General features: G+C 60.7%; 19 protein-coding genes and 2 tRNA genes. 12 read left to right on the top strand and 9 right to left on the bottom strand.

Annotation, left to right across the window (positions count from 1 at the left end; genetic code table 11):
* Positions 1-5: 5 nt before the first annotated feature.
* The 3 genes from moaC (at position 6) to lexA (ending at position 2,529) form a co-directional block, all read left to right on the top strand.
* The gene (gene moaC / locus ACP15U_RS11575; RefSeq protein ID WP_425045302.1) at positions 6-476 is read left to right on the top strand and encodes a cyclic pyranopterin monophosphate synthase MoaC; all 471 of its coding nucleotides are present in this window, start codon (positions 6-8) and stop codon (positions 474-476) included.
* Positions 473-1,651, top strand: a complete 1,179-nt coding sequence (glp, locus tag ACP15U_RS11570; protein ID WP_425045301.1) for a gephyrin-like molybdotransferase Glp — start codon at positions 473-475, stop codon at positions 1,649-1,651. Before moaC ends, glp begins: the two co-directional genes overlap by 4 nt.
* Positions 1,652-1,833: 182 nt before the next feature.
* Positions 1,834-2,529: a transcriptional repressor LexA gene (gene lexA, locus ACP15U_RS11565; protein ID WP_425045300.1), complete on the top strand. Its 696-nt coding sequence runs from the start codon at positions 1,834-1,836 to the stop codon at positions 2,527-2,529.
* Between the two features lie 253 nt (positions 2,530-2,782).
* Here the strand turns inward: lexA and ACP15U_RS11560 are convergent, their stop codons facing one another.
* Entirely contained in the window at positions 2,783-4,843 is a 2,061-nt protein-coding gene (locus ACP15U_RS11560) for a ComEC/Rec2 family competence protein (protein WP_425045299.1), read from the bottom strand.
* 60 nt (positions 4,844-4,903) lie between these two features.
* On the opposite strand from ACP15U_RS11560, the gene gltX reads away from it, so the two are divergent.
* Together gltX and gltA are read left to right on the top strand one after the other, a co-directional pair.
* Positions 4,904-6,304 (top strand): glutamate--tRNA ligase, encoded by a 1,401-nt coding sequence (gene gltX, locus ACP15U_RS11555; protein ID WP_425045298.1) that lies wholly within the window; start codon positions 4,904-4,906, stop codon positions 6,302-6,304.
* 145 nt (positions 6,305-6,449) lie between these two features.
* Positions 6,450-7,745 carry a citrate synthase gene (gene gltA / locus ACP15U_RS11550; RefSeq protein WP_425045297.1) on the top strand — a complete coding sequence of 432 codons (1,296 nt, stop codon included), beginning with the start codon at positions 6,450-6,452 and terminating at the stop codon, positions 7,743-7,745.
* A gap of 89 nt (positions 7,746-7,834) precedes the next feature.
* On the opposite strand, the gene ACP15U_RS11545 is transcribed toward gltA, so the two are convergent.
* The gene (locus ACP15U_RS11545) at positions 7,835-8,428 is read right to left on the bottom strand and encodes an SAM-dependent methyltransferase (protein WP_425045296.1); all 594 of its coding nucleotides are present in this window, start codon (positions 8,426-8,428) and stop codon (positions 7,835-7,837) included.
* A gap of 38 nt (positions 8,429-8,466) precedes the next feature.
* Positions 8,467-9,546, bottom strand: a complete 1,080-nt coding sequence (locus tag ACP15U_RS11540) for a PA0069 family radical SAM protein (protein ID WP_425045295.1) — start codon at positions 9,544-9,546, stop codon at positions 8,467-8,469.
* A gap of 212 nt (positions 9,547-9,758) precedes the next feature.
* Between ACP15U_RS11540 and ACP15U_RS11535 the strand changes: the two genes are divergently transcribed.
* The 3 genes from ACP15U_RS11535 (at position 9,759) to ACP15U_RS11525 (ending at position 11,879) form a co-directional block, all read left to right on the top strand.
* Positions 9,759-10,457 (top strand): corrinoid protein, encoded by a 699-nt coding sequence (locus tag ACP15U_RS11535; RefSeq protein ID WP_425045294.1) that lies wholly within the window; start codon positions 9,759-9,761, stop codon positions 10,455-10,457.
* Positions 10,458-10,539: 82 nt separating this feature from the next.
* A complete protein-coding gene (locus ACP15U_RS11530) occupies positions 10,540-11,232 on the top strand; it encodes a class I SAM-dependent methyltransferase (protein WP_425045293.1) in 693 nt (230 codons plus the stop codon).
* On the top strand, positions 11,229-11,879 hold the full coding sequence (locus tag ACP15U_RS11525; protein WP_425045292.1) for a DUF1638 domain-containing protein: 651 nt from the start codon (positions 11,229-11,231) through the stop codon (positions 11,877-11,879). The genes ACP15U_RS11530 and ACP15U_RS11525 overlap by 4 nt, the downstream gene beginning before the upstream one ends.
* A gap of 67 nt (positions 11,880-11,946) precedes the next feature.
* Here the strand turns inward: ACP15U_RS11525 and ACP15U_RS11520 are convergent, their stop codons facing one another.
* A complete protein-coding gene (locus ACP15U_RS11520) occupies positions 11,947-12,357 on the bottom strand; it encodes a SufE family protein (RefSeq protein ID WP_425045291.1) in 411 nt (136 codons plus the stop codon).
* A 148-nt stretch (positions 12,358-12,505) separates the two neighbouring features.
* Between ACP15U_RS11520 and ACP15U_RS11515 the strand changes: the two genes are divergently transcribed.
* A complete protein-coding gene (locus ACP15U_RS11515) occupies positions 12,506-13,024 on the top strand; it encodes a hypothetical protein (protein ID WP_425045290.1) in 519 nt (172 codons plus the stop codon).
* Between the two features lie 88 nt (positions 13,025-13,112).
* Here the strand turns inward: ACP15U_RS11515 and rnd are convergent, their stop codons facing one another.
* The 3 genes from rnd to purM all read right to left on the bottom strand — a co-directional run bounded on the left by rnd (position 13,113) and on the right by purM (position 16,087).
* A complete protein-coding gene (rnd, locus tag ACP15U_RS11510) occupies positions 13,113-14,282 on the bottom strand; it encodes a ribonuclease D (protein WP_425045289.1) in 1,170 nt (389 codons plus the stop codon).
* A 150-nt stretch (positions 14,283-14,432) separates the two neighbouring features.
* Positions 14,433-15,032 carry a phosphoribosylglycinamide formyltransferase gene (gene purN / locus ACP15U_RS11505; protein WP_425045288.1) on the bottom strand — a complete coding sequence of 200 codons (600 nt, stop codon included), beginning with the start codon at positions 15,030-15,032 and terminating at the stop codon, positions 14,433-14,435.
* Positions 15,029-16,087 (bottom strand): phosphoribosylformylglycinamidine cyclo-ligase, encoded by a 1,059-nt coding sequence (gene purM, locus ACP15U_RS11500; protein WP_425045287.1) that lies wholly within the window; start codon positions 16,085-16,087, stop codon positions 15,029-15,031. Before purM ends, purN begins: the two co-directional genes overlap by 4 nt.
* Before the next feature lie 117 nt (positions 16,088-16,204).
* Between purM and ACP15U_RS11495 the strand changes: the two genes are divergently transcribed.
* Positions 16,205-16,280 (top strand) — tRNA-Ile (locus ACP15U_RS11495).
* A gap of 65 nt (positions 16,281-16,345) precedes the next feature.
* Here the strand turns inward: ACP15U_RS11495 and ACP15U_RS11490 are convergent.
* A complete protein-coding gene (locus ACP15U_RS11490) occupies positions 16,346-17,665 on the bottom strand; it encodes an ATP-binding protein (protein ID WP_425045286.1) in 1,320 nt (439 codons plus the stop codon).
* A 40-nt stretch (positions 17,666-17,705) separates the two neighbouring features.
* Here ACP15U_RS11490 and ACP15U_RS11485 point away from each other — a divergent pair, with 40 nt between their 5' ends.
* Positions 17,706-18,626 (top strand): MBL fold metallo-hydrolase, encoded by a 921-nt coding sequence (locus ACP15U_RS11485; protein WP_425045285.1) that lies wholly within the window; start codon positions 17,706-17,708, stop codon positions 18,624-18,626.
* Between the two features lie 160 nt (positions 18,627-18,786).
* A tRNA-Asn gene (locus ACP15U_RS11480) sits at positions 18,787-18,861 on the top strand.
* 956 nt (positions 18,862-19,817) lie between these two features.
* Here the strand turns inward: ACP15U_RS11480 and ACP15U_RS11475 are convergent.
* Complete coding sequence (locus tag ACP15U_RS11475; protein WP_425043710.1) at positions 19,818-20,750, bottom strand: IS5 family transposase; 933 nt, start codon at positions 20,748-20,750, stop codon at positions 19,818-19,820.
* Positions 20,751-20,813 lie beyond the last annotated feature (63 nt).

The following is a 20,813-nucleotide window of genomic DNA, read 5'->3' as shown; positions in this document are numbered from 1 at the left end:
CCGACATGCCGCTGACTCATTTCGACACCAAGGGCGACGCCCACATGGTCGACGTCTCGGACAAGGACGTGACCAACCGCATCGCCGTGGCCGAGGGTCACGTAAAGATGGCGCGGGAAACATATGATATCATTGCAGAAGGTCGCGCTAAAAAAGGCGACGTTCTGGCGGTTGCCCGGCTTGCCGGCATCATGGGCGCCAAGAAGACGCCCGACCTGATCCCGCTCTGCCACCCGCTGCCGGTTACCAAAGTTGCCGTCGAATTGACGCTGGACCCAGACCTCCCCGGTGTCAGGATCGAAGGCACGGTCAAAACCACCGGCCAGACCGGTGTTGAAATGGAAGCGCTGACCGCTGTATCCACGGCCGCGCTGACCGTCTATGACATGGCCAAGGCGGTGGACAAGGCGATGGAAATCGGCGGCATCCGGGTGATGCTCAAGGACGGCGGCAAATCAGGGCGCTACGAGGCATGATTTCGGTCGAGGAAGCCCGCGCCCATCTTTTTTCCTTGGTGTCTGCCATCCCGCCGGAAACGGTGCCTTTGTCCGAGGCCGCAGGCCGGGTTCTTGCACAGGACGTGACCGCCGGACGGGACCAACCCCCCTTTGCGGCATCGGCGATGGATGGATACGCGGTCAAGGCCGCCGAAGTCGAGCTTCATGCCATGTTCAAGGTGATCGGCGAAGCCGCTGCTGGCCGTGGCTTTGAGGGCAAGGTCGGTGCCGGTCAGGCCGTGCGAATTTTCACCGGTGCTCCGGTGCCGAGCGGCGCTGATTTTGTTGTTATTCAAGAGGATATCGACCGCCGCGAAGATCTCATCACTATCTCGGCAGATCCGGGAGGACGATCGAATATCCGTCCGGCCGGGGTCGATTTTCGCAGCGGCGACACGGTTGCCGCCCCCCGCCTTCTGAGTCCGGAAGACGTGGCTTTGCTGGCCGCGATGAACATTGCCGACGTTCCGGTGACCCGCAAACCGATCGTGGCCCTGATCTCTACCGGAGACGAATTGGTCATGCCCGGTGAAACACCCGGCCCCGACCAGATCATTGCGTCCAATACTTTTGGCCTCAAGGCGCTGCTTGAACGGGCGGGCGCCCATGTGCGGATGCTGCCGATTGCCCGGGATACCGTTGCTTCCCTGAAAACCGCCTTTGAATTGGCCGGAGGCGCCGACCTGGTGATTACGATCGGTGGGGCCTCGGTCGGCGATCATGACCTTGTCGCTTCGGTTTCAGCCGAGCTTGGAATGGAGCGGTCTTTCTACAAGGTTCGCATGCGGCCCGGCAAACCTCTGATGGCGGGCCGCATGGGTAATGCTGCAATGGTCGGATTGCCGGGCAATCCTGTATCTGCAATGGTTTGCGGTTATATCTTCGTGCTTCCAATGGTCCGGGCCATGCTGGGCCTGCCCAAGACAAGCCCCGCGCCACAGACAGCCCGGCTTGGCAAGGATCTGACAGAAAACGGGCCAAGAGAGCACTATATGCGCGCGATCTTTCGGGATGGCGAAATTTGCGCCCTGTCGGATCAGGACAGCTCTCTTTTAAGCGTTCTGGCACGGGCCAATGCGCTTTTGATCCGCCAGCCCGGCGATCCGGCCCGCATGGCCGGCGAGACCGTTCGCTACATTGCTTTGCCCGACTAAAGCCTTTCCAACCTAAAAACTCGTTAACGATTTGATTACCAAGTTAAATCGCGCAACCCGGTTGCCGGTCCAAGGGCCGGATTCCACCGGAACGTGTTGACACAAAACGAGAACATGCGTAGAACATGGAAAAACGAACGACTTGGCAACAAAACGGCAACAAACACGGCGAGGTGTGAGCAATGCTGACCAGAAAGCAACTTGATCTATTGGAATTCATCCACAAACGGGTTCAGCGCGACGGCGTCCCCCCCAGTTTCGACGAGATGAAAGAGGCGCTGGATTTGCGCTCCAAGTCGGGCATCCATCGACTAATCACCGCATTGGAAGAGCGTGGTTTTATCCGCCGCCTAGCCCATCGGGCGCGGGCAATCGAAATCGTCAAGCTGCCTGAAAGCCTCGGCGGCGATCCTTCCGGGTTTCAACCCCGCGTGATCGAAGGCGACCGTCCGGAAGGTCCGCGACCAGCCAACTTTGAACCGGTCGTGGTGCACGCCGTGGAGCTTCCTGTAATGGGCCGGATCGCCGCGGGTGTGCCGATTGAGGCGATCAGCCAGGTTTCCCACCAGGTTGCGGTACCTGGCGGCATGGTTTCCGGCAGCGGTGAGCATTACGCGCTTGAGGTCAAGGGTGACTCGATGATCGAGGCAGGTATCAACGACGGTGATGTTGTCGTGATCCGGGAAAGCTCGGTCGCTGACAATGGCGATATCGTCGTCGCGCTTGTCGAAGGTCACGAGGCAACGTTGAAGCGCTTTCACCGCAAAGGAAACGCCATCGCTCTGGAAGCGGCCAACCCTGCCTATGAGACCCGCGTTTTCCCCGAAGACAAGGTCAAGGTTCAAGGCCGGCTGGTTGGCCTGATCCGCACCTACTGAGCGTCGATCAATCCGGGGTTCTGCCCTTGCATCAAGACGTGCCGTGCCCGGCCGGGCGCGGCCTTTTTTGTTTTGGGGCTTTCCGAGGGTGCGCAGCGCACGACTTCAATGCGGTCCTGTCAGAAAAACGCAATGGCGTTGCGAAAAGCTGTCGGCTGCAAGCAGCCATGCGGCGGTCGAAGAACGCTCGATCGGGGTTCTTAACGCACCTTGGCGATTGGCACTGGTTGCGGAAAACGGCACCTGCGAGAAATTATCGCTGTTTTTCTCCGGACCACAGTCGGCGGCCGCTCTCATCCAGCGTCGGCGTAACTTTTCCCTTTGCCGAGATCGCAAGACTGCCCGTTTCCCTCAAACGGGTCACGTCAAACAGGGTGCAGGGGCCAAGATCGGGCGCGGGAACCGAAACGACCACAATTCGGCCAGCCCGGCAGCCATCGTAGGATTGCAAAGCGCGCTTGCCAATTACGTGATCCAGTTCCAGACCACCCAGCTGAATGCGCCGCAATTTGCCGGCCTCACCTGGCCACCGGTCGGCCGCCCGTGCCTGATCTGCCGCATCGCCATCATTTTCCAACCAGACCGTCGCGATAAACCCGGCCCCCTTGGGCTTGGACAACGCCCTTCCGTCCTTGGTCATAACTCCAACCAATCCACCGGTATCGGCAACCAGCACAGCCGGTCGTTCGGCCTGCGACCACAGGGCAAGGGCAATGCAGACCGGGGCAAGGCCAAACCAGCGCCACCAACCCCGCCAGAGGATGAGCCAGAGCGCGCCTAGTGCCATCATGGGCAGCACCGAGGCGCCCGGTGACACCACCTGCCCCTGCGCGCCGGGCAAGCCCGAGAACCACTCGGCGACGGCGAGTATCCAGCGAAGCCCCCACCCCATCAGCCCTAGGCCCACGCCCTCGAGACCCAACGGTGTCAGGCACGCCGCAAGCACCGCAGAAGGCACAACCAGAATCCCCATCATCGGAACCGACAGCAGGTTCGCGGGAAGCCCGTAATGAGACATCGTGTTAAAATGTGCTGCCCCGACCGGCCCGGTGGCCGCCCCTGCCACAGCAGAGGAAATCACCACTCCCAGAACGGGGGTCAGCCAGCGCGGCGCGCGCGGCAAACGCGCATCCCGGATCCAGCCGAATACTGCGACAAGCGCAGTTGTGGCGGCAAAGGACATCTGGAATCCCGGGCTCAAGAGGGCCTCGGGTCGCAAAGTCAGAACGATCAATGCAGCCACGGCCACCGCCCGTAGCGACAGTGCCCGGCGATCGACCAGCAATGCCCCCAAGGCAACGGCAACCATGACAAAGGCCCGCTCGGTCGCCACATTGCCACCCGACATCGCCAGATAGCATGCCGCCACCACCAAGGCCCCAACGGCGGCAATCTTGCGTATGGGCCAGCGCAGCGCGACGAAGGGAATGCTTGCGAAGACCAATCGCAGTCCGGCAAAGACGAAACCAACGAGCAACCCCATGTGCAGGCCGGATATGGCAAGCAGATGGGCAAGGTTCGAACTCCGCAGCGCTTCCAATGCCGCTTTGCTAACCCCACTCCGGTCACCGGTGGTGACGGCAGCGGCAAACCCGCCCACATCTCCGGGAAGAACGGAACGAATGCGGGATGAAATCTCCATTCTCAGCGAGAACACCCGTAGCCCGGCAAAGCTGTTTCCCGGGCGTTCAGCGATCAGAAGCGGAACCCGCGTATATCCGACGGCACCCAACTGCCGAAACCACGCATGGCGGCGGAAATCAAAGCCTCCGGGCTCGACAGGTCCTTGCGGTGGCGACAGATGCGCGGTGGTCATCACCCGCGCGCCCGGTTCGGGCGCCGCGCCGCCGCCATGCAGCGAAATCCTGACCCGATCAGGCAGACTATGAGGGCCGACATCCCGCAAGCGCACCCTGTCCAGCGTCACCCGAAGCGCATCCGATGCCGACCGGTCGAGCGCCACCACCCGTCCCTCGACCGGACCATAATAGCGCCAGTCCAGAACCGGAGCGGCCACATGGTGCGCCCGGGCCGAGGCAAGGCAGACCCCTGCCGCCGCCAACGACAGCGCCCAGATCAGCGGAGCCGGCCCGCCCGGCCAGCGCAAGGCAGCCATGGCAGCTACAACCGCTACCAACGCGACGACCCCGAGACTGACCACCGAGGGCTCACCGGGCAGATAGAAATACACTCCGATTCCAATGCCCAGACATACCGGTGCCCAGGGAAAGAGGTATCCCCGTTGCGCCGACAACGCCACGTCAAGCCTTTCCAGAAGTCTCTTGCCTGCCCTCATACTTGCCCACTGCCGCATGGCCCGTTAGACAGGCGCAAACGTATTCCCCCCATGGTTACCAGAAGGTAAAACGCCCTCATGTCCGATCAGGTCGTCACCCGTTTCGCTCCCTCACCAACCGGGTTTCTGCACATTGGCGGTGCCCGGACCGCGCTCTTCAACTGGCTGTATGCGCGCGGTCGCGGCGGTAAATTCCTGCTGCGCATCGAAGACACGGACCGGGAACGATCGACCCCGGAGGCGACCGAAGCGATTCTCAAAGGCATGGACTGGCTGGGCCTTGACCATGATGGCGACGTAATCAGCCAGTTCGAAGGCGCCGACCGTCACGCCGAAGTCGCGCAACAGCTTCTGGCCGAGGGTAAGGCCTACAAGTGTTTCGCCACGCAGGATGAAATCGCCGCCTATCGCGAGCAGGCCCGGGCCGAAGGCAGGTCCACCCTCTATCGCTCGCCTTGGCGGGATGCCGATTCCTCTACCCATCCCGACGCGCCCTACGCCATCCGCATCAAGGCCCCGCAAGAGGGCACGACCGTGATCCGCGATCAGGTGCAGGGCGACGTGAGCATTGGCAACGATCAACTGGACGACATGATCCTGCTGCGCTCGGATGGCACCCCTGTCTATATGCTGGCGGTCGTCGTGGATGATCACGACATGGGCGTGACCCATGTGATCCGCGGCGATGACCACCTCAACAATGCGGCCCGCCAGATGATGATCTATGAGGCGATGGGCTGGGATGTGCCGGTCTGGGCCCATATTCCGCTGATCCACGGACCCGACGGCAAGAAATTGTCGAAGCGCCACGGTGCACTTGGCGCACAGGAATATCAGGCGATGGGATTTCCGGCCGCCGGTATGCGCAACTACCTTGCACGGCTGGGCTGGAGCCACGGCGATGACGAATTCTTCACCGATGAGCAGGCCCGCGCGTGGTTTGATTTCGACGGCATTGGCAAGAGCCCGGCCCGGTTCGACCTGAAAAAGCTCGAAAACCTTTGCGGTCAGCACATTGCCGTGAGCGACGACGCTGCGCTGCGGCAGGAACTCGAAGCCTATCTCGAGGCTGCCGGCGAGACACCGCTGAACCCTGAACAGGCTGCCGGTATCCAGCGTGCGATGTATTGCCTCAAGGAGCGCGCGCGCACATTCCCGGAACTCATTGAAAAGGCAGAATTTGTGCTTGCATCTCGCCCGATCGAACCGGATGCTAAGGCGGCTAAGGCCCTTGCTTCTGTATCCAATGGTATACTGTCAGAATTGACGCCGCATCTGCAAAATGTTAGCTGGACGCGGAATGACCTCGAAGAGTGTCTGAACGCCTTTGCCGAGGACAAGGGCACCAAGTTCGGAAAGCTAGCCGGCCCCATGCGCGCTGCGCTTGCAGGCCGGGCGGTAACGCCTTCGGTGTTTGACATGATGCTGGTTCTGGGGCGCGAAGAGACCCTGGCCCGGCTCCAAGACGTGGCGACTTAAACCCAGCCAGTAACAATCGGGTAACGCCATGCGGTAATAACCTGTTCTGCGCGTCTGCGCGCAGGCGCTGCCCAGCACGGGTCCACCGCCAGAACGGCGGGCACAATAACAAGGCGCCCCGTGCCAGCAAGAGGAAGGGACATCTATGACTGAACCGATGCAAACAGCCACACTCAGCCTGAAGGGCAAAAACTACGAGCTGCCCGTATACTCCCCGACCGAGGGGCCGGATGTCGTGGATATCCGCAAGCTTTATGGTCAGGCAGGCGTGTTCACTTACGACCCGGGCTTTACCTCGACCGCGAGCTGCGAAAGCACCATCACCTATATCGACGGCGAAGCCGGAGTTCTTTTGCATCGCGGCTATCCGATCGACCAGCTGGCCGGGAAATCTCACTATCTCGAAGTGTGTTTCCTGCTGCTCTACGGCTATCTGCCGAGCGCGTCCGAGCTGGAGAAGTTCGAAACCTCGATTACCCGCCACACCATGATCCATGAGCAGATGCACAACTTCTTCCGCGGCTTCCGCCGCGACGCGCATCCGATGGCAACCATGGTCGGCGTCGTTGGCGCCATGTCCGCCTTCTATCACGACTCCACCGATATCTCGGATCCGCACCAGCGCGAGATCGCGTCGCATCGTCTGATCGCCAAGATGCCGACCATCGCGGCCATGGCATACAAATACTCGATCGGCCAGCCCTTTGTGTATCCGCGCAACGACCTCGACTATGCGTCGAGCTTCCTGCACATGTGTTTCTCGGTTCCGGCAGAAAACTATGAGGTAAACCCGATCCTCGCCCGCGCAATGGACCGGATCTTTACCCTTCATGCCGATCACGAACAGAACGCTTCGACCTCGACGGTTCGTCTGGCATCCTCGTCCGGCGCCAACCCGTTTGCCTGTATTGCGGCCGGTATCGCCTGCCTTTGGGGCCCGGCTCATGGCGGCGCAAACCAGGCCTGCCTGGAGATGCTCAAGGAAATCGGCAGCGTCGATCGCATCCCCGAATACATCGCGCGCGCCAAGGACAAGGACGATCCGTTCCGCCTGATGGGCTTTGGTCACCGCGTCTACAAGAACATGGACCCGCGCGCGACGGTCATGAAGCAGTCTGCCGACGAAGTGCTTGAATTGCTCGGCGTCGAGGACAATCCGCTTCTGCAAGTCGCCAAGGAACTTGAGCACATCGCGCTCAACGATCCTTACTTCAAGGAAAAGAAGCTGTTCCCGAACGTCGATTTCTACTCGGGGATCATCCTTGAGGCGATGGGCTTCCCGACCTCGATGTTCACTCCGATCTTTGCCCTGTCGCGGACCGTTGGGTGGATCTCGCAGTGGAAGGAACAACTGTCCGATCCGGCGCACAAGATTGGCCGTCCGCGGCAGCTCTATCTGGGCGAATCCCAGCGCGACTACGTCGATATCGAAAACCGCTGATCGTTCCAAAATATCCAGACAAGACGCCCTGCCTGATCGTGCGGGGCGTTTTGCGTTTCAGGCAAGCTGCCTCGCCTGCTGCCCGATCCTCAGCCGGGCTTGCGCGCTACTAAGTCCACCAAGGCGGACATACCGGAATGCCCGGGCCCTTCGTCGATCTCGGCGTCATAGTCGTCGATGTGCAGGATGTCCCAACCGGCAAAGGCATCGCGCAGCATATCCATCGTATACATGTTGGCCGAATCCGGCGGCCCCCCGGTTCCGTTTTCCACCTGCCGTGGCGCGTAGCCGTGCAGCAGGAGCAACCCGCCGGGCCGCACCGCTTGTGCCATCCACCGAAAGAACTTCGCCCGCAGATCGGGGGGAGCGAACTGAATGAAGATCCCGATCACCGCATCATATTGCTGCGACCAGTCCCAATCTTCGATCCCGGCTTGATGAAAATCTACTTTTGCTCCGGCTGTTGCAGCCAGCTTTCGGGCCTTTTCCAACCCTACACCTGACGCGTCGAACGCTGTGACCTCGTGGCCGAGCAACGCCAGATGAACCGAATTCCGTCCTTCGCCATCTGCCACGCAGAGCACGCGGGATCCCGGCTCCAATCTCACCGCTTCCCGTTTCAGGTAGTCAGCCGGTTCGGTTCCGAACAAGTATCCGGGCTTGGTGTAGCGTTCATCCCACATGACAGATCTCCTCTCCTGAGCACCTTAGCCAACAGGTTTCAAAGGAGCGAGAGCTGGTCACCTGCCTTGGGAGGCACCGCGAAGAGATCGCAGCGCAGTTGCGCCACATTGCGATCCAGCCCCAGCCGCCGTGCTGCCGCGCGGAACCGCTGGGCAACAATTTCGGCATAATGCCCTTCGCCGCGCATTCTGTGCCCCCAGCGCGGATCATAGTCACGCCCGCCATGCATCTCGCGCAATCTGGCCATCACCCGGTCGGCTCGGTCGGGTGCGTGTTCGGCCAGCCAGTCCTGCCAAAGCCTGGACACCTCGCGTGGCAGACGCAACATGATCCAGCTGGCGGCGTCTGCGCCGGCATCACTACAGGCCTGCAAAATCGCCTCAAGCTCATGGTCGGTCAGTGCCGGAACGACGGGTGAAACCATCGCCCGCACTGGGATTCCGGCACCTGTCAGCCGACGGATCACCTTCAGGCGCCGCGCCGGGGATGGGGCGCGAGGTTCCATCCGTCGCGCCAATCCCGCGTCCAGTGTGGTGACCGAAATTCCGACCCGCGCCAGCCCCAATTCGGCCATCGGCGCCAGAATATCGATGTCCCGTTCGATCAGAGCACCCTTGGTGACGATCGCGACCGGGTGGTTGAACTCGGCCAGAACCTGCAGGCAGTCGCGCATGATGCCACGATCTTTCTCTGCAGGCTGGTAGGGGTCGGTGTTGGTGCCGATGGCGACCGGGGCCACCTTGTATCGCCGCGCACTCAACTCCTTTCGCAAAACCGCCGCTGCATTTGGCCGTGCCACCAGTCTTGTCTCAAAGTCGAGACCGGGCGACAGGCCAAGATAGGCATGCGTCGGGCGGGCGAAACAGTAGATGCAGCCGTGTTCGCATCCACGATACGGGTTGATCGAACGGTCAAAGGGCAGATCCGGAGACCGGTTCCATGTGATCAGGCTGCGGGCGCGTTCCTCCCGGACTTCGGTTTGAAATGCGCCCCTGTCCTCCGGCAGATCCCAGCCGTCATCTTCGTCCTGCCGCACCAGATCGAACCGCCCCGTTTCATTGGAAACGGCCCCGCGCGCCTTACGGCGTTCCCGCTCGACGAAGTTTGAGTGATGCATGATGCAAAACTAGAACATAAAGCGAACATTTGCAATCGACCCCATGATCTTCCTGCGAATTTCTCATTATTACTCCGGTAAATTCACGCTTATAGGTCGGTTGCAGATGCACCTATGTCGCAATCGACACAGTCGGTTTTGCTGCAAATGGCGCAAAAGGACTAAAAGCCACCCAGGGGAACTCCTCCCCGTCAGCTGAAGGATAGGCGCAAATGTCGGAAGAAGAAGACATCATCCTCTCGGAACTCGACGACGAGGAACTTGTCCAACAGATGTTCGACGACCTCTATGACGGTCTCAAGGAAGAGATCGAAGAAGGGGTCAACATACTGCTCGAACGTGAATGGCAACCCTACGACATCCTGACCAAGGCACTGGTCGGCGGGATGACGATCGTTGGGGCGGATTTCCGTGACGGCATCCTGTTCGTTCCCGAAGTGCTTCTGGCCGCCAACGCGATGAAAGGTGGCATGGCCATCCTCAAGCCGCTGCTGGCCGAAACCGGTGCCCCACGCGTGGGCAAGATGGTGATCGGAACCGTCAAGGGCGACATTCACGACATCGGCAAGAACCTTGTCGGAATGATGATGGAAGGCGCCGGGTTCGAGATTGTCGATCTGGGCATCAACAATCCCGTCGAAAACTATCTTGAGGCTCTGGAACGCGAAGACGCTGACATCCTTGGCATGTCGGCACTACTGACCACGACCATGCCCTACATGAAGGTGGTAATCGACACGCTGGTCGAACAGGGCAAGCGCGACGACTATATCGTGCTTGTCGGTGGCGCGCCGCTCAACGAGGAATTCGGCAAGGCCATCGGCGCCGACGCCTATTGCCGCGATGCGGCCGTTGCAGTTGAAACCGCCAAGGAGTTCGTGTCGCGCAAGCACAACCGCATGGCGGGCTGACTTCGCCATAAAACGTTTGGTGGGCCCCGCCTCTTCGGGCGGGGCTGTTGCCGTTTCGGGCCAGGCTATTCAGAGAGGTGCAATGTCGGGACAATATCCACCGGATCTGGCCAGAATTCACACCGAGAGCTACGCCGATACCTTTGCGACGGCCTTCGACTGGCTGTCCCGGGAAATCAAGGATGCCCCTGCCCAGGCACGGCTGTTTGATCTGGGCTGCGGGGACGGCGCATGGCTGGCCGCTGCTGCCGATCGGGGAATTCCCGGATCGGGAATCGATCTGTCTGCGGCATTCGTGGAATTGGCCAGAGGGCGTGGGCTCGAAGTCGCGACCGGACGCGCCGCGGAGGCGCAGATCCCCGCTGGTACCAGCGCAATCACTGCGCTTGGTGAAGTTCTGAGCTATGTCGATACAGCAAGCGGACAGGACAGTCTTGAACCGGTCGCGCGGGCGGCCCTGGATCACCTGCCGTCCGGTGGCCGCTTGTTTGCCGATATGATCGGAACCGGAGTCGTGCCTTTTTCCGGTCAGCGCAAAGGGCCTGACTGGAGCATCCGCAGCGAGGTGACCATCACCGCCACCCGGCTCACCCGCCGCATGGAAACCGAGTATCACGGCAACTTCGAAGTGGTCACTCACCATCAGACCCGCCGCGCGCCAGAGCCAACAGCCGACATGCTGCGCGACATGGGCTGGATTTGCGATCTTGCTACGGGTTACGGACCCTGCCCCCTGTTGCAGGGACGATTTGCTATAGTCCTGACGCGACCATGACCCAGACAACTGACAGCGATTTGACAGAAACCGGCCTTGCCCCCACGGGCACGGGACGGATTCTGCTGATCGCCTGTGGCGCATTGGCACGCGAGATTCTGGCCCTGAAAGAACGGCACGGATGGGCGCATATGGACCTGACCTGTCTGCCGGCCATCCTGCACAACGCGCCCGAAAAGATCACTGGCGCCGTATCCGAGGCCGTTGCCCGACACCGTGATGCCTATGACCGGGTGTTCGTGGTCTACGCGGATTGCGGCACCGGAGGACTTCTCAAAAAGGCCTGCGACGCGCTGGGTGTCGACATGGTCGAAGGCCCGCATTGCTATTCCTTCTTCGAGGGCAACGCCGCTTTTGAAGAGCTGAGCGGCGAGGAATTTACCGCGTTCTACCTGACCGATTTTCTTGCCCGGCAGTTCGACGCCTTCATCTGGAAGCCGTTAGGGCTCGACCGGCACCCGGAACTGCGCGAGATGTATTTCGGGCATTACACGAAACTGGTCTATCAATCTCAGCGCGAAGACCCAGACCTGGTTGAGCGCGCCCGCGCCATCGCCGACAGGATGGGGCTGGCCTTTGAACATCGCCACACCGGCTATGGAGATTTGGAAACGACCCTCGGCAAATGGGCTGCCGAAAGGTCCTGATCCTGCCCACAGGCGCTTGTGAATTGCATCAGACTGCACGTGTGGCGCGGTGGGCGCATTGCTCTGTTCAAGCGTTCTCTGCCGCCACTTCGCGGATCCGCGCGATCATTGACCGCAACCCGTTGGAGCGCTGTGCAGAGAGATGATCGTTCAGCTGGAGCCGTTCAAGCTCCGCCCGGGCATCCACTTTTGGCACCTCGGCAACCGGCAATCCGTTGTATAGGGCGCGCAAAACGGCAATCAGGCCGCGCACGATCATCGCGTCGCTGTCGCCGTCGAAACGGAACTGTCCGCCCTCGATCACCGGATGCAGCCAGACCTGACTGGCGCAGCCGTGTACCCGGGTTGCATCCACCTTCAGCGCTTCGTCTAGAGGTTCCATCGCCTTGCCCTGATCGATCACATGGCGGTATCGATCCTCCCAATCCTCAAGGAACTCGAAATCCTCGACAATTTCTTCAAAGGCGGCAGCAGCCATCGGGGAACTCCTGTGTGCGGTCTGTGCCTGACCTATGCCGCCCGACCGCTGCTGTCCAGCCCTGCCCATGCCACCGGCTTGCGGCTTTTCAACCGCTCAGGGATAGGCTAATCCGTTAACCGACAAATGATTGAGAGCGGCTGAGCACATGCGCACCACCCTGACACTTCTACTGACGGCCACTATCGTTCTGGCAGGATGCAGCGACTGGGGTACTTCGCGAGCCAATCCGCGGAACTGGTTCGGATCCAGCACAACCGTTGCACCGGATACGCTGGCCAGCCATAGCAATGCGCTGCTGCCAGAAGAGCGCAAGTCGATCTTTGCCCGTGCAGAAGCTTTGGATTCGAGTGTGCCGATTGCCTCCATTACCGAGTTGCAGGTCGACCCGACCTCAACCGGAGCGATCGTCCGGGCCACCGGCGTGGCCAGCCGCCAAGGCGCTTTCGGTGCGCGACTACGATTGGAACCGCCAGCCGAGGGCGATCCCAGCGGGCTGGTGGTTTACAGTTTCCGGGTGCTTTACCCTGAAGAAGCAACCAACCAGGGCGCCGAGAACACCCGCACCATCACCGCTGCTGTGACCCTGTCCCGGCAGGAGCTTGCCTCTGTACGCACGGTACGTGTCATTGGTCAGGATAATGCCCGCGAGGCCCGTCGCCGGTGAATACATAGCTTCACCTGGTTGAGGGCGACATCAAGATCGCGACTCAACTTACTGAAAAGGCGTAATATAACACGGCGCTGCGCGGGTGTCAGAGCGATACGACCTTGACGTTCTGACCTTTGGCCGCAAGCCCTATCTCGCCCCGGCACAGCCGAAGTGCATCCTCGCCAAAGACCTCGTAGCGCCAGCCGGACAAGGCCGGCACATCCCGCAGGCCGGCGGCGATTGCATCCAGATCCGCGCTAGGGGCAATAAGCTTGGCAGCCACGCCCGCGCTTTCGGTCTTGGCTTTCAGGAGCACCCGCAAAAGATCAGCCAGTGCCGGGTTGACCTGAAGCTTGTCCCGGGACCGGTCAGGTTTCGGCTGCTTGTCTGCCGGACACTCGACCCCGCGCGCGATTGCCTCCAGAATGCCCTCGGCGATCGCGCCCTTGCGCGCCTCGCGCAGCAACAGCCGGGATCCCCCCAGATCGGATTGTGTGCGGGGCTTGGTCGAAGCCAATTCGATCAGGGCATCATCCTTGAACACCCGATTTCGCGGTACGTTGTTGGTTTGGGCATATTCCTCGCGAAACGCCGCGAGCTCCCGAACGATGGCCAGAAACTTGCCCGAGTTGGTTCGTGTCTTGACCCGACGCCAGGCGTCTTCGGGACGAATATTATAAGTTGCGGGGTCGGTCAGAATGCCCAGTTCTTCGCCAACCCAGTGGGCCCGACCGGTCTTTTTCAGATCAGCAGCAAGATATTCGTAGATCTCACGCAGATGAGTGACATCGGCCAGAGCATATGTTTTCTGCGCTTCGCTGAGGGGGCGTCGCGACCAATCCGTAAACCGTGAAGTCTTGTCGAGCGGCTGCTTGCAAATTTTCTTGACCAGAGTTTCATAGCCGACCTGATCTCCGAAACCACACACCATGGCGGCGACCTGAGTGTCGAACAGCGGTTTGGGAAAGACGCCGGACTCGATCCAGAAGATTTCCAGATCCTGACGTGCGGCGTGAAAGACCTTGACCACATCTTCATTCCGGAAAAGGTCCAGAAGCGGCTCAAGCGATATTCCCTTGGCCAGCGGATCGACCAGAACGGCGCTGTCCGGGTCGTCCTGCCCGCCGTCCGCCGGATAGGCCACCTGCACGAGGCACAGCTTGGAGTAATACGTGCGTTCGCGCAGGAATTCCGTATCGACGGTGACATAGGGCTTGTTGCTGGCAGCGGCGCAGAACTCGGCGAGCTCCTGCGTGGTGGTGATGGTTTTCATCGAATACTTTGTCTTTTCTTGTTCTTCTTCAAATACAGCCCGCTTTCCTGCCCCGACATACCGCACATGCGGCAAAGGCGCAGGCCACCCCCCACGGTCAGAGGACCGTAACCCGAAGCCCGGCCGGATGCCAAGACCCGCAAACGGGGTTTAGCCTTCCAGCAAGAGCGGCGTACGGTCCCCGTCGGCAAAACGGCGGAGAACCGCCGGGTAGAGCCGATGCTCCTGCTCCAGCACTCTGGCGGCCAGTTTTTCCGGCGTATCGCCATCCAGTACAGGCACCCGCGCCTGCCCAAGCAGCGGGCCGCCATCCAGCGCCGCCGTCACTTCGTGGACCGAGCAGCCATGCGCAGAGTCGCCCGCCTCGATTGCCCGGGCATGGGTGTTGAGCCCCTTATACTTGGGCAGCAGCGAGGGATGAATGTTCAACATCCGCCCCTGCCAGCGCGAAACGAAATCCTCGGTCAGAACCCGCATGAAACCGGCAAGGCAGATGATATCCGGCCGGGCTTCTTCCAGCGGTTTCGAAAGAAGCGCCTCGAAACCAGCACGGTCACTGCCAAAAGGCCGGTGATCGACGGCCTTTGCCGGAACGCCGCGTTCGGCTGCTTTCTTCAAGCCGCCAGCATTCGGATCGTTCGACAGCACTAGGCAGGGCCGCGCCGGGTGATCGCCGGTCATGCTCTCGAGCAGCTTGACCATGTTCGAGCCGCCGCCCGAAATCAGGATGGCAACGCGTTTGTGGCTCACAGCAAACGGCCTTCGTATCGGATGCCCTCACCGACGGTCACGCGGCCCAACCGGCAGACAGCCTCGCCTTCGGCGACAAGCTGCGCCTCAAGCGACGCGGCCTGATCTGCCGCGCAGATCACAACCATGCCGACACCGCAGTTGAACGTCTTGAGCATTTCGCTTTCAGCGATGCTTCCGGTCGCGGCCATCCATTCAAACACCGGAGGCAGATCCCATGCGCTCAGGTCGACGTCTGCGCCCAACCCGTCTGGCAGGACACGCGGCAGGTTTTCGGTAAGCCCGCCGCCGGTAATGTGCGCCAGCGCGTGCACCCCTCCGGAGCGGATCGCGGCCAGCACCTGCCGCACATAGAGCCGGGTCGGTGTGAGCAATGCGGCACCCAGAGATCCGTCACCCCACGGGCAATCCGCCTCCCAGCCCAGCCCCGAAACCTCAACCAACTTGCGCACCAGCGAAAAACCGTTGGAGTGAACCCCGTCCGAGGCCAGCCCCAGAAGCACGTCGCCCTCCTGCACGCCGGCCGGCAGGGCCGTGCCCCGCTCCATGGCGCCCACGGCGAAGCCGGCAAGATCAAAATCGCCCTCGGGATACATGCCCGGCATTTCCGCAGTCTCGCCACCGATCAGGGCACAGCCCGAGCGAACGCAGCCCTCGGCGATACCCTCGATGATCCGGGCGGCGGTTTCGGTTTCCAGCTTGCCGGTGGCGAAATAGTCGAGGAAAAAAAGCGGTTCCGCCCCCTGGCAGACCAGATCGTTGACGCACATCGCTACAAGATCGATGCCGACGCCGTCGACATGCCCTGTGTCGATGGCGATACGCAGCTTGGTGCCGACACCGTCGGTCGCCCCGACGAGGATCGGATCTGAGTAGCCCGCATCCTTCAGATCGAAAAGAGCGCCAAATCCGCCCAGCCCGCTCATCACTCCGGAACGGTTCGTCCGCTTCGCCGCGGGTTTAATCCGGTCAACGAGCGCATTGCCCGCGTCGATATCCACACCCGCTTCGGCATAGGTCAAACCGCCCTTGCCCGCTGCGTCGCCCTTGGTCATCGGCCCATCCTCTCGATCGCTTGCGCGCGGGTTAGTCCATTGCGCAGTCACTTGCAACATGCCGGGGCACGGTCAGGCTTGACGCCGGGCATCATCGTGATACCCATGCCCTCAGGCGGGCCTGTAGCTCAACGGTTAGAGCAGAGCGCTCATAACGCTTTGGTTGGGGGTTCGAATCCCTCCGGGCCTACCACCGCGCCACACCTCCGGACGTGTCGTTCGCACACCCAGATTTAGCGCTGCGGCCAATCCGCGCCCCTACCGACCGATCACGATATCGGCGCGCAATCCGCCCAGATTTTCGCTTTCTCCCAACCGCAGAACACCGCCATGCGCCCGGGCCGCGTCGGAAGCGATCGCAAGACCAAGACCGACACCGCTTCCCTTGTTCTGGTTGCGGGACGGATCCAGTCTGGCAAAGGGTTTCATCGCTTCGGCGCGCCGATCCGGTGGTATTCCCGGACCATCATCCTCGACCCGGATTCGAAGCGACTTGTCGGTCAGCGTGACCGAAATCTCAGCCTTGTTGCCATAGCGAACGGCATTACCGACAAGGTTTTCCACCGCGCGCCGGAGCGCCACCTTTCGCAGCGGCATCTCACCTTCTCCGCTGGCGGAAACCAACTCCACCGACTTGCCCTCGCGCTGTGCATCCGTTGCTATCCGTGTGACCAGAGCAATCGGATCAACGGGTTCCGGAGGGCTTTCGCTGACACCGCGGGTGAACTCCAGAAACGCATCCAGCAGGCCCTGCATGTCGTCCACATCCTGCAACAACGGCTCGGAATCCTGCTCGTCCAGCATGGCCAGCCCCAGCCGCAGCCGCGTGAGCGGTGTGCGAAGATCATGGCTGACCCCAGACAACATCATGGTGCGCTGTTCGATATGACGTTCGATCCGCGCCCGCATGTCGAGAAAGGCGCTGCCGGCCGCGCGAACCTCGGTTGCCCCGGACGGGGTGTATGGAACCGTCCGCCCCCGCCCAAAAGCCTGCGCAGCATCGGCGAGACGCTTGATCGGCCGAAGCTGGTTGCGCATGTAGAGAAACGAGATCAGCGTCATCAGCAGGCCAAAGAATGCCATCGTCACGATCAGCTGATGCGGGGCTGCCGGAGACAGGCGGCGGCGGTCGAAAACCACTTCGACCGGGCCAAGATCCGTGTCGAGATACAGCCGCGCCACGAGGTTGTCCGGCAGTTCCACCGCCATCGTGTCTTCGATCTGGTTGCGCAGGGTCTGGCGAATTATCCGGCCCGTGTAGTCGATCCAGCGCAGCTGATCCGTCGCCGGAACTTCACCGCTGTTGACGAACCGAACCTGCATCTGCAAGTCAGCCAGAAATGGACGCATCTGGGCCAGCATGCTTTGCTGATCGGCGGCCGAGGCCGTCTGGTTCGCGATCATGTCCAGTTCGCGAACCACGGTCAGCGTCATCTGCTTGGTGACGTCCTCAAGGCTGCTGCGGATAAAGGCAACCGATACGACAAGCTGCAAGGCTACCACCGGCAGAACCAGGATCAGCGCAGCACGGGCATAAAGGCTGCGGGGCATATAATGTTTGAGCCAGCGAAAGGTCATGGGCTAAGCCTAGCGGGCAGGACAGAGGTGAGAAAGAGACATGACCCAGCCCCCCGACGATTTCAACCCGCCCGTGGGCGAGGCGATCCGGCTTTCGGACAATGTGCGCCGGGTTCTTGCGCCGAATCCGTCGCCGATGACATATCGCGGCACCAACACCTATCTGCTTGGGGATCGGGAACTGGCGGTCATCGACCCGGGACCGGACAACGCGGCCCATCTCGAGGCGATCCTTGCCGCGCTTGAACCCGGGCAGAGCATCAGCCACATCCTTGTCACGCACACGCATCTCGATCACTCGCCACTGGCCCGTGCACTGGCCGCACGCACCGAGGCCCCGGTTCTGGCCTATGGCGATGCACAAGCGGGTCGGAGCGCAGTCATGCGGGATCTGGCCGCACAGGGGCTGGCTGGCGGCGGCGAAGGGATCGACACCGCATTCGTTCCTGACATCACTCTTGGCGATGGTGACATCGTCGACGGCGACAGCTGGTCGCTCGAGGTCATTCACACGCCGGGCCATCTCGGGAATCACATTGCGCTTGCCTGTGACGCAAGCTGCTTTACGGCTGATCACGTAATGGGCTGGGCCAGTTCTCTGGTTTCGCCCCCGGATGGCGATCTGACCGATTTCATGGCCTCGTGCAGGACCCTGCGATCGCGGAATTGGGACGTGTTCCACCCGGGCCATGGCGCCCCGATCACGGACCCGGGCGGACGGCTCGACTGGCTTATCGAGCATCGCCTCGCCCGCGAAGCCGCAATTCTCGACCAGCTGTCCGATGGTCCCGCCACGGCCCGCCAACTCGCAGAGCGCATCTATACCGAAACACCCCCTGCCCTCCTGCCAGCCGCCGAACGCAATGTCTTTGCTCATCTGGTGGACCTGACAGGCCGCCACCGGGCCGGCCCAGAATCCGACTTGTCGGCAACAGCCCGGTTTGTCCGGCTTGCGGATTAGGGAGCGGCAAGGCGATCATTTGCGCCCAAAGACGGCAGCGTGGCCTTGCATCGGGTCAGGACGCGAAAGACCGGGACAGCACGCCACCCGCCTTTTTTGACCCGACACGAATTTCGCCACTGGACGCCAGGATTCGGGATTGCTATAGGGCACGAACCGTTCCGGCGTAGCTCAGCGGTAGAGCAGTTGACTGTTAATCAATTGGTCGTAGGTTCGATCCCTACCGCCGGAGCCAAAATCTCTCATAGAAAACAAGAGACTAACAAGCCGCCTTTGAGGGCGGCTTTGGTAGTTTTGCAGTGCCTCTACAACAACTCTGCAACATTCGAGCCTCTTCAGCGGAAATGGGCGGTCACGGAAGTAGCTGCCCGCGCCATGCGATGCACAATCGAAGAGCCGAGCCACAGAGCCTAGTCCTAAATGTCGTCGATCTTCAATATGAAGTGGACGCGTGGCACGCTGAGTGGCGCACGGGACTAGAAGTGGAAGCAGGTCGAGCGTGGATGGGAAACGCAGTTTATCGCGACCTTATACAAGCGCTAGTCATGGTGGACATGGAGCATCTCTTACTAGCCGTTCCGCTCAGCTATAAGTACAAAACTGGAGGTAGGAATGCGGTGAGCCGCGACTATGAGAACACAATTTCAGTCGCCGAAGCGTTGTACGGACATTCGCGGATCAACATGCCATTTTCTCTTTGTGTCATCGGATACTAGCTGCTCGACTTCGGAAGAGAAATTTGGACATGCAGGACCTGAGTTTGTTGCGGAATGTTGTAGAAACTGTTGTTGAGAAGCCCGCGGAAACATCTAAACTCAATAAAATCAACGAGCTATGCCCCTGCTGACAATTGATTGATTATCAAATAGGCAAAGCGAGACGCCTATTCTGCAAACGTCTGCTATCCCTCAGAGCAGACATTAATGGCCTCCGCAGCGGACGGCTGCTCCGAGCCCATTCTGACGAGTGCTGCGCTTTGCATCAACGGTTGTCGACCGCGCATTGCTGACATTGGCCCTCGAAAGGTCGGCTCAAAGTTGACCTTGGCCGAGCTTTCTTTCGCCGCGGCGCAGCTTTACCAGACCGGACATTCGTACATTACGCTGCATTTCCGACGGCTGGAAGTTACATGAGCGGGGCTTTGTTGCACAAATCCTGTGAGGATGGGACTTCCCCTTTCCCCGGACGGATTTAGCCTACGGCTTCTGTGACGGGAATGCCAAGAGCGGTATAGCGGTTGAGGACTGCGACACGGATTTGGATCTCTGCGACCTGCCGATCAAAGTCTCTCGCCATGAGACTTTGCCCCATCAGCTTCACACAGTGCATCTTGGTCTCGACACGGCTTCTTCGGTGGTATCCGCTCCATTGTCGCCAAATGGCGCGGCCCAAGTATCGTGAGGCGTTAACCGCTTCGTTCCGGGCGATGGCTCCGGCGCTGCTGGGTTTCCACGGCTTGGCGTTCTTACGCGGCGGAATGACAGCGTGGGCATTCCGGGCGGCAATCGCGTCATGGCATTTGCGCGTATCATAGGCCCCGTCGCCGGTTACTGATCCGATGTCCTGGTCGTTGGGGATCTGGTTCAGCAACTCAGGCAACATGGGCGCGTCACCGATGTTGCTGCTGGTAACCTCGACCGCTCGAACCTCCAACGTTTCCTCGTCGATCCCTATGTGTATCTTGCGCCAAATGCGTCGTTTGGGACCGCCATGCTTGCGTGCGTTCCATTCGCCTTCACCTTCAGCTTTGATGCCTGTGCTATCAACCAGAAGGTTCAGCGGGCCGGTACTGCCACGATACGACAGGTCCACGTTCAGCGTCCTCTGGCGGCGGCACAGCGTGCTGAAATCGGGAACTGCCCAGTCCAGCCCGACCAACTGCAACAAGCTTTCCACAAAGCCTGTCGTCTGTCGGAGCGGAAGGCCAAACAGCACCTTGATCGTCAGGCAGGTTTGGATCGCAGCATCACTAAAGCTGTGTCGCCGACCGCGCTTGCCGCTCGGTGGCGGAACCCAGACCATATCAGGGTCAAACCAAATCGACAGCGACCCGCGCCGTCTCAACGCCTCATTGTAAGATGACCAATTCCTGGTCTTGTATTTCGTGGGGGCCCAACTGCTCATGACGCACAGCTATCACGCTGGATTCACACAGTGAATCCCTCAACCGATTTGTGCAACAAAGCC

The organism is Primorskyibacter sp. S87 (assembly GCF_049801055.1).
Lineage (GTDB): Bacteria > Pseudomonadota > Alphaproteobacteria > Rhodobacterales > Rhodobacteraceae > JBNAGF01.
This window is presented reverse-complemented; position numbering and strand designations above follow the sequence as displayed.